The organism is Novosphingobium sp. BL-52-GroH (assembly GCF_044813085.1).
Taxonomy (GTDB): Bacteria; Pseudomonadota; Alphaproteobacteria; order Sphingomonadales; family Sphingomonadaceae; genus Novosphingobium.
On the sequence record NZ_CP171152.1, the window covers coordinates 2,358,993 to 2,371,161 of the forward strand.

Annotated in this window: 10 protein-coding genes; 7 read left to right on the forward strand and 3 right to left on the reverse strand. The window is 68.2% G+C overall.

Going from position 1 to position 12,169, the window contains the following annotated elements; genetic code table 11:
* The first annotated feature begins 63 nt into the window (after window positions 1–63).
* The 4 genes from ruvC to ACFFDA_RS24065 all read left to right on the forward strand — a co-directional run bounded on the left by ruvC (window position 64) and on the right by ACFFDA_RS24065 (window position 3,585).
* On the forward strand, window positions 64–540 hold the full coding sequence (gene ruvC, locus ACFFDA_RS24050; protein ID WP_404479784.1) for a crossover junction endodeoxyribonuclease RuvC: 477 nt from the start codon (window positions 64–66) through the stop codon (window positions 538–540).
* 51 nt (window positions 541–591) lie between these two features.
* Complete coding sequence (ruvA, locus tag ACFFDA_RS24055) at window positions 592–1,200, forward strand: Holliday junction branch migration protein RuvA (RefSeq protein ID WP_404479785.1); 609 nt, start codon at window positions 592–594, stop codon at window positions 1,198–1,200.
* 154 nt (window positions 1,201–1,354) lie between these two features.
* Window positions 1,355–2,383 (forward strand): Holliday junction branch migration DNA helicase RuvB, encoded by a 1,029-nt coding sequence (gene ruvB, locus ACFFDA_RS24060; RefSeq protein WP_404479786.1) that lies wholly within the window; start codon window positions 1,355–1,357, stop codon window positions 2,381–2,383.
* 254 nt (window positions 2,384–2,637) lie between these two features.
* Window positions 2,638–3,585 (forward strand): PEP-CTERM sorting domain-containing protein, encoded by a 948-nt coding sequence (locus ACFFDA_RS24065; RefSeq protein ID WP_404479787.1) that lies wholly within the window; start codon window positions 2,638–2,640, stop codon window positions 3,583–3,585.
* Between the two features lie 242 nt (window positions 3,586–3,827).
* On the opposite strand, the gene acnA is transcribed toward ACFFDA_RS24065, so the two are convergent.
* Both acnA and ACFFDA_RS24075 read right to left on the reverse strand, forming a co-directional pair.
* Complete coding sequence (gene acnA / locus ACFFDA_RS24070) at window positions 3,828–6,500, reverse strand: aconitate hydratase AcnA (protein ID WP_404479788.1); 2,673 nt, start codon at window positions 6,498–6,500, stop codon at window positions 3,828–3,830.
* 193 nt (window positions 6,501–6,693) lie between these two features.
* Entirely contained in the window at window positions 6,694–7,581 is an 888-nt protein-coding gene (locus ACFFDA_RS24075) for a DMT family transporter (RefSeq protein ID WP_404479789.1), read from the reverse strand.
* 280 nt (window positions 7,582–7,861) lie between these two features.
* On the opposite strand from ACFFDA_RS24075, the gene ACFFDA_RS24080 reads away from it, so the two are divergent.
* Together ACFFDA_RS24080 and ACFFDA_RS24085 are read left to right on the forward strand one after the other, a co-directional pair.
* Complete coding sequence (locus tag ACFFDA_RS24080) at window positions 7,862–9,307, forward strand: L,D-transpeptidase family protein (protein ID WP_404479790.1); 1,446 nt, start codon at window positions 7,862–7,864, stop codon at window positions 9,305–9,307.
* 108 nt (window positions 9,308–9,415) lie between these two features.
* Window positions 9,416–9,700 (forward strand): hypothetical protein, encoded by a 285-nt coding sequence (locus tag ACFFDA_RS24085; RefSeq protein WP_404479791.1) that lies wholly within the window; start codon window positions 9,416–9,418, stop codon window positions 9,698–9,700.
* Window positions 9,701–9,775: 75 nt separating this feature from the next.
* Here ACFFDA_RS24085 and recQ read toward each other — a convergent pair whose 3' ends face one another.
* A complete protein-coding gene (gene recQ, locus ACFFDA_RS24090; protein WP_404479792.1) occupies window positions 9,776–11,659 on the reverse strand; it encodes a DNA helicase RecQ in 1,884 nt (627 codons plus the stop codon).
* Between the two features lie 216 nt (window positions 11,660–11,875).
* On the opposite strand from recQ, the gene ACFFDA_RS24095 reads away from it, so the two are divergent.
* Window positions 11,876–12,139, forward strand: coding sequence for a hypothetical protein (locus tag ACFFDA_RS24095; RefSeq protein WP_404479793.1), 264 nt, complete (start codon window positions 11,876–11,878; stop codon window positions 12,137–12,139).
* The last annotated feature ends 30 nt before the right edge of the window (window positions 12,140–12,169 follow it).

Genomic DNA, 12,169 nt, shown 5'->3' on the forward strand with positions numbered 1-12,169 from the left:
GCGCGCGTACCCCTCCACTCCCGACGGCATTGGCGGTCCCCCTCCCCCGCAGAGGGACGCGGCGTGATTATCATCGGCATCGATCCCGGCCTCACCTGCACCGGCTGGGGCGTGGTCGCCAAGAGCGGCAGCCGCCTGTCCCACGTCGCCAACGGCCAGATCCGCACCGACGCCAAGGCGGGCATGGCCGAACGGCTGGTCGAACTCGACGCGGGCCTCACCGACGTGATCCTCCACCACCGGCCCGATGCGGGCGCGGTGGAGGAAGTCTTCGTCAACGTGAACCCGCAGTCGACGCTCAAGCTGGGCCAGGCCCGCGGCGTCGCGATGCTGAGCCTGGCGCGGGCGGGGATGCCGGTGTCGGAATACTCGACCAAGGTCATCAAGAAGGCGCTTGTCGGCACCGGCGGCGCCGACAAGAAGCAGATCCAGGCGATGCTCAAGGTCCTGCTCCCCGGCGTGAAATTGGCGGGCGAGGACGCTGCCGACGCGCTGGCCGTGGCGATAACCCACGCCAACATGCTGGGCAGCCACAGGTAGGATGCGGATAGGGACTGGCGCGGCGATTCGCTTCCTGCCATAGAACAAACCATGATCGCCAAGCTTACAGGTCTGCTCGACGACACCGGCCCAGACTGGGCCATCATCGACGTCGGTGGCGTCGGTTACCTGGTCCACTGTTCGGCCCGCACCCTGGGGCACCTCGGCATCCGGGGCGACCGCGTGGTGGTCCATACCGAGATGCAGGTCTCCGAGACCGACCAGCGCCTGATCGGCTTCGCCAGCGGAGCGGAGCGCAACTGGTTCCGCCTGCTCACCGCGATCCAGGGCGTAGGCTCGAAAGTGGCGCTGGCGATCCTCTCGGCGCTGACCACCGAGGAACTCCAGCGCGCCTGCGCCGGCGGCGACAGCGCCATGGTCGCGCGCGCCAACGGCGTCGGCCCCAAGCTCGCCAGCCGCATCGTCAACGAACTGAAGGACAAGGCCGGCGGCCTGCCGGTGGCGCCGGGAATGCCCGGCATCGCGGCGGTCCCCGCCGGTTCCTCCAGCGCGGACGCGGTCTCGGCGTTGCAGAACCTCGGCTTCAAGCCTGCCGTTGCCGCCACCGCGGTGGGCAAGGCGGTGGAGGAACTGGGCGAGGATGCCGGGCTCAACGACCTCGTGCGGGTGGCGCTGAAACGCGCGGCGGGACCCGCGTGAAGTCCTCGGGCAGATCATGGCCTATCCTCCTGCTCACTGGCATTTTGCTCGCTGCGGGATTCGTGCGGTGGATGCTATACGACGATCTTGCGATAGATGACTGCCTCGATCGGGGCGGTGCCTGGAATGCTTCCGTGAAAGCCTGTCGTTTCCAATGACCGATAACCCCATCCTCACCCCGATCCGCCAGCCCGAGGACGCCGACGCCGCGCTGCGGCCCAAGACCCTTGCCGAGTTCGTCGGCCAGGCGGGCGCCAAGGACAACCTTTCGGTCTTCATCGAGAGCGCCAGGTCGCGGCGCGAGGCGATGGATCACGTGCTGTTCTTCGGGCCGCCGGGGCTGGGCAAGACGACGCTGGCGCAGATCGTCGCGCGCGAGCTGGGCGTGGGTTTCCGGGCCACCAGCGGCCCGGTGATCGCCAAGGCGGGCGACCTCGCGGCGCTGCTGACCAATCTCGAACAGGGCGACGTCCTGTTCATCGACGAGATCCACCGCCTCAATCCCGTGGTCGAGGAAGTGCTCTACCCGGCGATGGAGGACCGTGCGCTCGACCTCATCATCGGTGAAGGACCCTCGGCGCGCTCGGTGCGGATCGACCTGCCGCCGTTCACGCTGATCGGTGCGACGACGCGCCAGGGCCTGCTGCAGACGCCGCTGCGCGACCGTTTCGGCATTCCCGTGCGGCTACAGTTCTACTCGGTCGAGGAACTGGAGAAAGTCGTCACCCGCGGCGCCGGGCTGCTCGGCATCGGCATGGACAAGGGCGGGGCGACCGAGATCGCCCGGCGCGCGCGCGGCACCCCGCGCGTGGCCGGACGGCTGATGCGCCGGGTCCGCGATTTCGCGCATGTCGCGGGATCGGACGTCATCACCCGCGCCATCGCCGACGATTCGCTGACCCGGCTGGAAGTCGATTCGATCGGCCTCGATTCGCAGGATCGCCGCTACCTGCGAATGATCGCCGACATCTACAAGGGCGGTCCGGTGGGGGTGGAAACGCTCGCCGCCGGCCTCTCCGAACCGCGAGACACGATCGAGGAAGTGATCGAGCCCTACCTCATCCAGCTCGGTCTCGTGGCGCGCACCGCGCGGGGGCGCTGCCTCAACGACCGCGGCTGGCGGCACCTCGGAATGACCCCGCCGCAGGCCCCCCAGAACGGACTTTTCGATTCGGAGGGATGAGGCCCACCCGCTTGAATCGACGGGCAAAACCGTCGGGGAAGTTTACATGCGGCCGAACCGACAGTCCCATTTCGGCACGACCTGGGGGTGGAGGGAATAAATTAACCACTTTTCCCGGGTTGGGACGTCGGAATAGCGGTTAACGCCGTTGTCCCGTTAACCGGACTCTGCGTTGTTTCTGGCAGAGGGGTCGCCAGGTGTCCGTCCAGGACATCACCGGCGACCTCACGGGAAACAAAGAGAGCAAACGCACTATGTCCGTTCGGATGGCCCTTGCGAAACTGTCTGCCTGCGCGGCAGGCTGCGCGATCATCGGTGGCGGTGCCGTCCACGTGGCGGAGACGCAGTCGGCGAAGACCGAGTACCGCAAGGTCAAGATGGCGAAGACGGCGGTGCCGGCGAAGCGCCCGGCCCAGCGCATCGTGCGCAAGGACCAGCCGCGCACCACCAAGCGCGTGCGCAAGATCATCAAGCGGACCTGCTGCGAGCAGCCGCAGATGGCGATGGTGCCGATGCCCCCGCCGTACATCCCGCCCGCGCCGCCTTACGCCGGAGGCGGCAGCGCCGCGCCGGTGGTCATCGGCGGCGGTTCGATCGGCGGCTTTGGCGGCGGGTTCTTCGGTGGCTTCTTCGGCGGCGGCGGTGGCAGCAGCGGCGGCGGCAACGTCGTCATCACCTCGACCACGACCGGGGGTTCGACCTCGAACGGCAACGTCAGCTCGACGACCAGCACTTCGGGCAACGTCTCCACCTCGACGTCGACGTCCGGCAACGTGTCGACCTCGTCGACGTCCGGCAACGTGTCCTCGACCACGTCCACCTCGGGCAACGTCTCCACGTCGACGACGTCCGGCAACGTCTCGTCGACGACGACCAGCTCGGGCAACATCTCGAGCACCTCGGGCAACGTGTCCTCGACCTCGACGACCTCGGGCAACGTCTCGACCACCTCGGGCAACGTGTCGACCAGCACCAGCTCGTCGACCAGTTCGTCCACGTCGACCAGCTCCAGCACCTCGACGTCTTCGTCCAGCTCGACGTCCACCTCGTCCTCGACCAGTTCCTCGACCTCGGGCGGGTCCTCGACCTCGACCAGCTCGGGCGGCACCGACGTTCCGGCGCCGCCGATGCTGATCCTGTTCGGCGCGGCCGCCGCCGCGGTCGTCGGCCGCCGCCGCCTGGCGCGCGCCAAGGCGGCCTGACAGCCACACATGGGGCGGGCGCTGCCTCGGCAGCGCCCGATGTGGGAGGGCGACGTGGCGGCGTCGCCTTTTTCTTGCGTGGAATCCGTCGCCGCGGGGCCTGCATTGCGGTGGCCCGTCGCTAGGTCTCGCCTCGAGGATCTGCGGCCCGACCCCTCCCGACTGCGCGCGGGACAAAGAAAAACCCCGCCCGGTTCGCACCGGACGGGGTTTTCCCTAAGGCCTGTCGGCGCCTGAGGCGATCAGGCGGCCAGCTTGCGCAGCACGTACTGCAGGATGCCGCCGTTCATGAAGTACTCGACCTCGTTGGCGGTATCGATGCGGCACAGCGCGGTGAAAGTGAAGGTCGAGCCGTCGGCCTTGGTCACTTCGACCTCGACGTCCTGCTGCGGCTTCAGGCTGGCGACGCCCTTGATGGTGAAGCTGCAGTCGCCGTCCAGCGCCAGCGAGGTGCGGGTGTCGCCGTCCTTGAACTGCAACGGCAGCACGCCCATGCCGACCAGGTTCGAGCGGTGGATGCGCTCGAAGCTCTCGACGATGACGACGCGCACGCCGAGCAGGTTGGTGCCCTTGGCGGCCCAGTCACGCGACGAGCCGGTGCCGTATTCCTTGCCGCCGATGACGATCAGGGGCGTGCCGTCGGCCTTGTGCTTCATGGCGGCGTCGTAGACCGGCATGGGCTCGGTGCCGTAGCGGCTCATGCCGCCCTCGATGCCGGGGACCATTTCGTTGCGGATGCGGATGTTGGCGAAAGTGCCGCGCATCATCACGTCGTGGTGGCCACGGCGCGCGCCGTAGGAGTTGAAGTCCGCCTTGGCGACCTGGTGCTCCATCAGCCACTTGCCCGCCGGGCTGTCGGCCTTGATCGAGCCGGCCGGCGAGATGTGGTCGGTGGTGATCGAATCGCCCAGGATCAGGAGCGGCTTGGCCTCGATGATGTCCGAGATCGGCGCGGGGGTCATCTCCAGGCCCTCGAAGTACGGCGGGTTGGCGACGTAGGTCGACCCGGCGCGCCACGAGTAGGTGTCCGAACCGACGACGTTGATCGCCTGCCAGTGCTCGTCGCCCTTGTAGACGTCGGCGTAGCGGGCCTGGAACATGGCGCGGTCCATGCAGCCGGCCATGGTTTCGGCGACTTCGAGGTTGGTCGGCCAGATGTCCTTGAGGAACACGTCGACGCCGGCGTTGCTCTTGCCGATCGGGGTGGTGGTGAAGTCCTCCACCACGGTGCCCTTCAGGGCGTAGGCGACGACCAGCGGGGGCGAGGCCAGGAAGTTGGCGCGCACGTCGGGCGAGACGCGGCCTTCGAAGTTGCGGTTGCCCGAGATCACCGCGGCGGCGACGAGGCCGTTCTCGTTGATCGCCTTGCTGATCGGTTCGGCGAGCGGACCCGAGTTGCCGATGCAGGTGGTGCAGCCGTAGCCGACGAGGTTGAAGCCGATGTTGTCGAGGTGCGACTGCAGGCCGGCGCGGTTGAGGTAGTCGGTGACGACCTGCGAACCGGGAGCGAGCGAGGTCTTGACCCAGGGCTTGGGCTTGAGGCCCAGCTCGTCGGCCTTCTTGGCGACGAGGCCGGCGGCGACCAGCACGCCCGGGTTCGAGGTGTTGGTGCAGCTCGTGATCGCCGCGATCATGACGTCGCCGTCACCGATGTCGAAGTCCTTGCCGTCCACGGCGACGCGGGCGGGGGTCTTCTTGTAGGTGGCGGCCATGTCGGCGTTGAACACGTCGTCCACTTCGGGGAGCGAAACCCAGTCCTGCGGGCGCTTGGGGCCGGCGAGCGAAGGCACGACGGTGGCCATGTCCAGCTCGAGCGTCGAAGTGAAGATCGGGTCGGCGGCGCCGGGCTCGATCCAGAAGCCCTGCTCCTTGGCATAGGCTTCGACGAGGGCGATCTGCTCCTCCTCGCGGCCGGTCAGGCGCAGGTAGTCCAGCGTCTTGTCGTCGATGCCGAAGAAGCCGCAGGTCGCGCCGTATTCGGGCGCCATGTTGGCGAGCGTCGCGCGGTCGGCCAGCGACAGCGAGGCGAGGCCCGGGCCGAAGTATTCGACGAAGCGGCCGACGACGCCGTGCTTGCGCAGCATCGAGGTGCAGGTGAGCACCAGGTCGGTGGCGGTGACGCCTTCCTGCAGCTCGCCCACCAGCTTGAAGCCGACGACTTCGGGGATGAGCATGGAGACCGGCTGGCCGAGCATCGCCGCTTCGGCTTCGATGCCGCCCACGCCCCAGCCCAGCACGCCCAGGCCGTTGACCATGGTGGTGTGGCTGTCGGTGCCGACGCAGGTGTCGGGATAGGCGACCAGCTCACCGTTCTGGTCGGTCGAGGACCACACGGTCTTGGCGATGTTCTCCAGGTTGACCTGGTGGCAGATGCCGGTGCCCGGGGGAACGGCGTAGAAGTTGTCGAGCGACTTGGAGCCCCACTTGAGGAAGTCGTAGCGCTCCATGTTGCGCTGGTACTCGATCTCGACGTTCTGCTCGGCGGCCTTGGGGTGGCCGAACTCGTCGACCATGACCGAGTGGTCGATCACCAGGTTGACGGGGACCAGCGGGTTGATCTTGCTGGTGTCGCCGCCGAGCTTGGCGATGGCGTCGCGCATGGCGGCCAGGTCGACCACGCAAGGCACGCCCGTGAAGTCCTGCAGCAGCACGCGCGCGGGGCGGTACTGGATTTCCTCGCCGGTCTTGGGGTCCTGCTGCCAGTCGACGATCGCCTTGATGTCGTCGGTGGAAACGGTGAAGCCGCCGTCTTCGAAGCGGAGGAGGTTCTCGAGGAGGACCTTCATCGAGAAAGGCAGGCGGCTGATGTCGCCGATCTTCTCGGAGGCCTTCTTGAGCGAGTAGTAGGCGACGTCCTTGCCGCCGACTGTCATGGTGCTGCGGGTCCCGAGCGTGTCCTGTCCGACCTGGGTCATAGTGGGCGTTTTTCCCTTCGTGTGAAGCCTGCCCGCTGCCTCCCGGCGCTCCTGAACCGTGCTGCAGTGCGACAAGCGGATTCGTCGGCCCGCCGATGCGCGCTAAGGGGGCGAAGGTCAAGGGGGGCGGGACTGGACTCTTGGTCAGTAAGGCCGAAGAAGCCGCACCGGCCCGCTCCCCCACCCGGCGCTTCTAGGCCAATGTTTCGTTTTGTGTCCCTCGCGTGCCGATCCAGCATCCCAGCACGATCAGCGCCGCTCCGGCGACCACGCCGGCGCCGAGGCTTTCGCCGAACACCAGCCAGCCCATCAGGGCGGCCCACAGGAACCCGGTGTACTCCACCGGCACCAGCACTTGCGCCTCGGCGCGGGCATAGCCCCAGGACAGGAACAGCAGCGCGGCGGTCGCCAGCACCGCGCCCACGGCCGCCCAGGCGAGCGAGGTGGCGTCGGGCACGGTCCAGTAGAACGGCGCGGCGACGAGGAAGATCAGCGCGACGTTCAGGTTCTGGAACAGCGCGATCTCGACGGGGCCGGCCAGCATGGCCTGCTTGCGCTGCAGCACGAGATTGAGCGCGTAAAACACCGCAGAGCAGAGGATGGCGATCGTCCCCTCGATCGCTTCGGGTCCGTATTCGCCCGCGCCGAAACGGTCGGCACCGATCACCACCATGCCGACGAGGCCGAGCACCGCGGCGACGATCGCGCGTGGCCGGATCGTCTCGCCCAGCAGCAGCGCGGCGAAGTAGAGCGCGATGATCGGCGCGAAGAACGAGATCGCCATGCCCTCGGCCATCGGGATGCGCACGAGGCCGTGGAAGAACAGCGCCGCCATGACCGCGGTGATCGCCGAACGCTGGAAATGCACTGCCGCCACCTGGCGGCTGGGGAGCGGGCGGCCGGCGGCGAGCCACAGCGGCAGCGTCATCGCCGTGCCCAGCAGGTTGCGCAGCAGCAGCGCGGTGCCGACCCCGACGGCCAGCGAGGCCGCCTTCATCGCCGCATCCATGACGCTGAACGCGGCGATCCCGGCGACGACGGACAGGACGGGGAGCAGGGTGGAGGCGGGGCGGGCGTTCATGATCGCGGGCTCTTAGCGCGATCGTGCGGGCCTGTCCCGCATGGTGTCCCAAGGAGGTGGCCTGGGGCCGTGCGCATCCTTTTCGCATGCAGGCTCCCGCGCCGCGCAAGGTTGTGCGCAGGCAATTCATCTTCGCGACAGGTCGCATCCTTGAAGAGAACGGCGTAAAAGGCCACATCGGGACGGTGCGGCTCTGCAACTTTCGGGGCGCGCCGTGCGTCTTTCTCTACGGGCTTCCACAAGGGCCCAGGGCATCCAGTCGGGCAGGTTTCAAGGAAATATGGTGAGTTTCAAGCGGTTCGGTCCCGGCGTCGTCTCGGCGCTCACGATCCTCTCGTTGGGTGCGCAGACCGCGCAGGCCCAGAAGATCAAGACCGAAATGCCCGAGGACCTGCTTCCCAAGAGCGTGCCCACCCCGGCACCTGCGCGCACGTCGACGCCCACGCCGCTGCCGCCCGTCCGCACCGGCACGACCGCGCCTCCGGTAACCGGCACGACGCCGACCGGCGTACCGACGATCTCCGCGCCGGTGGTCCAGGAATTCGTGATCGCCGAGCCGGTCATGCCGTGGACGCTGGCGGATGCCCAGGCCCTGCTCAAGACGATCGAGTACATCGGCAAGGAAGGCCTGCTGCCGGCCGACTACCAGCCCTCGGCGCTCAAGGCGGCGATCGCGGCGGGTGAGGGCGATGCCCTCGACGCCCTGGCAAGCCGCGTCTTCGGCTGGCTGATCGAAGACTTGCGCGATGGCCGCACGCCGATGACCGCGCGTGTGCAGTGGTTCGCGGTCGATCCCGACCAGGACGCCATGCCCACCAGCGAAGTCATGGCCCAGGCCCTGTCCGAACACAACATCGCCGGCGTCATCGACAAGCTCGCGCCGACCAACCCGGACTACGCCGCGCTCAAGGCGGAACTGAACGCCACGCCGATGGCGAACAAGCCGCGGCGCGCGCTGATCCAGGCGAACATGGACCGCTGGCGCTGGCTCGCGCGGGATCTCGGCACCGTCTACCTGATGACCAACGTGCCCGAGTTCCAGCTACGCCTGGTGGTCAAGAACAAGATCCTGCGCACCTACAAGACGGTCGTCGGCAAGCCGGGCCGCACCGCGACGCCGCAACTGGCCGAGACGGTCAGTGCCGTCGTCTTCAACCCGACGTGGACGGTGCCCCAGTCGATCGTCAAGGGCGAGGGGCTGGGCGCCAAGGTCATGGCCAATCCGCGCTGGGCGGCCGCCAACAACTACAAGGGCTACAAGGCCGAGAACGGCATGATAACCGTCGTCCAGCAGCCGGGGCCCAGCAACGCGCTGGGGCTGATGAAGATCGACATGCCCAATCCCCACGCGATCTACCTGCACGACACGCCCTCCAAGTCGTACTTCAATTCGGAGGTGCGCGCCTTCAGCCACGGCTGCATCCGCACCGAGCGCGCGGTGGAGCTGGGCATGACCATGGCGATCCTGGGGGCCCAGATGCCCGCGGCCGAAGCGGCGGAACTCTCGCGCGCCGGGGTGTACAAGAAAGTGCCGATGACGCGGACCTTCCCGGTCTACCTCACGTACTTCACGTTCGCCCGCTCGATCGACGGGGAACTCAAGCCCTTCGCCGACATCTACGAGCGCGATGCCCCGGTGCTGGCCAGCTTCAAGGCCGCGCGCGAACTCAAGACCACCCAGCGCACCAGCGACGAGGAAATCATCAAGCTCGACAATCCGCTGTAAGGGTCCCGGTCAAGCGGTAACGCGGCGGCGATTGCGGGCCCGCTCCTCTTGCGATGCGCGGGCCTGCGGGCCAAGTCGAGCGCAACGCAGGCAAGGAGCATACCCGCGATGACCGACCCGAACGCCGACCGCATCGACGAGGCGACCGCGCGCATCGCCGATCTGGAAGCCGAACTCGAGGCCTCGGGCACCACCACCCGCGAGGCGCAGGCCCTCGCCCGCATTCGCGCGCTGTTGCATGAATGGGTCGATACGGTCAGCGCCGTGGTGGCGACGCCGGGCGTGGGGCGCGTGGTGCTGATCCACGAAAACGGCGCGGAATCGCGCATCGCCTCGCCCGAACTGCCGTTCCTGCTGGCGGTGCCGGTGCGCTTCGCCGATAAAGGCGCGTAGCGCATCCCCCCGGCATCGGGAGGATATCGCAAGGGACGTGTCCGTCGCGCCCCCGTCATTTCAAGCGGACTGACCCTAGTTCTGCCGTATCGCGTCCAGGAACGCCTCGCCGTAGGCTTCCAGCTTGCGCGTGCCGACGCCGCCGATCGAGCCGAGTTCCGCCAGCGAGGCCGGCCGCGTAGCTGCCATCTCGCGTAACGTGGAATCGTGGAAGATGACGTAAGGCGGCACGCCCGCTTCCTTCGCCAGATCGCGGCGCAGGTTGCGCAGCGCCTCGAACAGCGGATCGTCGATCGGGTTCGCGGCATTGTCTCCGCCGCCTTTCGTGCGGCGCGCGCGGACGGGCTTGGGCGGAATGACGATCGCGACCGATGCCTCGCCCTTGAGGATGGCGCGCGAATCGCCGCCCAGCGCCAGGCCGCCGTGCTCCGTCGCGGTCAGGCTGCCGCGGGCCTGGAGGGCGCGGGCCAGCGCCTTGAGCAGCGGCTTTTCGTCCTCGGTGAGGATGCCGAAGACCGAAAGCTGGTCGTGCCCGCGCTGGAGCACGCGATCGTCCGAGATGCCGGTCAGGACTTTTTCCAGATGGCCCAGCCCGTAAGTCTGGCCGGTGCGGTAGACGGCCGAGAGCAGCTTGCGCGCAAGGTCCGTCACGTCCACCACGCCGACCGGGTCGATGCAGTTGTCGCAGTTGCCGCAAGTCTCGGCCGGATGCTCGCCGAAGTGGCGCAGCAGCACGGCGCGGCGGCAGGCGGCGGTCTCGACGAGGCCGGCCAGCGAATCGAGGCGCTGGCGTTCGCTCTGCAGGCGGTGCGGCTCGATCTCGGACAAGCGCTGGCGGGCGCGCGCGAAATCGTCCGCGCCCCAGAACATCACCGCCACCGAAGGGTCGCCGTCGCGCCCGGCGCGGCCGGTTTCCTGGTAGTAGCCCTCGATCGACTTGGGGATGCCGGCATGGGCGACGAAGCGCACGTCGGGCTTGTCGATGCCCATGCCGAAGGCGACGGTGGCGACCATGACCATGTCTTCCGACGCCACGAAGGCCGCCTGGTTGCGCGCCCGCACTTCGGGCGGCAGGCCCGCGTGGTAGGGCAGCACGCGGCGGCCGGTGGCGGAGGCCAGGCTTTCCGCGAGTTGCTCCACCCGCGCGCGGGTCGGCGCGTAGATGATGCCGGGGCCGGGGTTCTCGTCGACCACGGCCTTGAGCTGGCGGCCCGCGTTGTCGCGCGGGCGGATGGTGTAGCGGATGTTCGGCCGGTCGAACCCGGCGACGATCAGGCCGTCGTCGGGAATGCCGAGCTGGGCGAGGATGTCCTTGCGGGTGTGGTTGTCCGCCGTCGCCGTCAGCGCCAGGCGCGGGACGTTGGGGAAGGCGTCGAGCAGCGGGCGCAGCAGGCGGTAGTCGGGCCGGAAATCGTGGCCCCATTCGGAAACGCAGTGCGCCTCGTCGATGGCGAAGAGGCCGACCCGCGCGTTCATCAGCAGTTCGCGGAAATGCGGCTGGCTGGCGCGTTCCGGCGCGATGTAGAGCAAGTCCAGCTCGCCGGCGCGGAAGGCGTCGAGCGTTGCCCCGCGATCGTTGTCGGCGCTGGTGAGGGTCGCGGCGCGGATGCCGTTGGCGCGGGCCGAGCGCAACTGGTCGTGCATCAGAGCGATCAGCGGCGAGACGACCACGCAGGTCCCCTGGAGCAGCACGGCCGGCAACTGGTAGGTCAGCGACTTGCCGGCGCCGGTGGGCATGATGGCGAGCGTGGAATGGCCGTGGAGCACGCGGTCGACGACCTGGTCCTGCACCCCGCGGAAGCCGGAGAAGCCGAAGACGTCGTGCAGCGCCTTGGATACCGCCTCGCCGCTGGGCGGCACGGCCGGGGACCAGTCCACTTCGGGGGCATAGGGGTCCATCATGTCGGCGTCGGGTTCGCCGTAGAAGGTCGTCTCGAAAGGCCAGTCGTCGTCGTTCACGCCGGGCACTATGGCAGACCCGGACGGGGTAGGGGAACCTTCGGCGGTCGAGTTTCCGGCATTTTAATGGAAAAGTCGCGCGTTTTCGCGCCCGTCAACGCAGGCTTGCAGCGTGTCCCCGGGCAAGTCCCCAGGCCGGCTTAAGCCGCGCTTGGCTCCTTGGATGATACCCCGGCCTTGCGTGCAAATCGTTGCGCAGGATCGGGAAGGAACGCAATGGGACTCTATACGAAGGATGCCTTCGTCGGGCGCGGCGAAAGCCGCTGGTGCTGGCTGAACGACATGGAATTTTCCGAACAGGCGCATGTCCTCAAGATCCTGGCGCGGGAACTGGGCCAGGATACGGCGCCGGCCATCGCGGAACTCGCGCAGCACGGCCTCGATGCCGCGCTCGGCGTGCTCGCGGGGGCCGCGGGGAACGGCGTCGCCGATGCGTACCGCGAGCAGCGCGCCTTGTGGCGGGCCGGCCGGGCACAATGATCGGCGTCGTCCCGGGGGTGGCCCGGGACG

Coding starts and splice junctions, on each gene's coding strand:
- ruvA (WP_404479785.1), top strand. CDS start 592: ATGATCGCCAAGCTTACAGGTCTGCTCGACGACACCGGCCCAGACTGG.
- ruvB (WP_404479786.1), top strand. CDS start 1,355: ATGACCGATAACCCCATCCTCACCCCGATCCGCCAGCCCGAGGACGCC.
- ACFFDA_RS24065 (WP_404479787.1), top strand. CDS start 2,638: ATGTCCGTTCGGATGGCCCTTGCGAAACTGTCTGCCTGCGCGGCAGGC.
- acnA (WP_404479788.1), bottom strand. CDS start 6,500: ATGACCCAGGTCGGACAGGACACGCTCGGGACCCGCAGCACCATGACA.
- ACFFDA_RS24075 (WP_404479789.1), bottom strand. CDS start 7,581: ATGAACGCCCGCCCCGCCTCCACCCTGCTCCCCGTCCTGTCCGTCGTC.
- ACFFDA_RS24080 (WP_404479790.1), top strand. CDS start 7,862: ATGGTGAGTTTCAAGCGGTTCGGTCCCGGCGTCGTCTCGGCGCTCACG.
- ACFFDA_RS24085 (WP_404479791.1), top strand. CDS start 9,416: ATGACCGACCCGAACGCCGACCGCATCGACGAGGCGACCGCGCGCATC.
- ACFFDA_RS24095 (WP_404479793.1), top strand. CDS start 11,876: ATGGGACTCTATACGAAGGATGCCTTCGTCGGGCGCGGCGAAAGCCGC.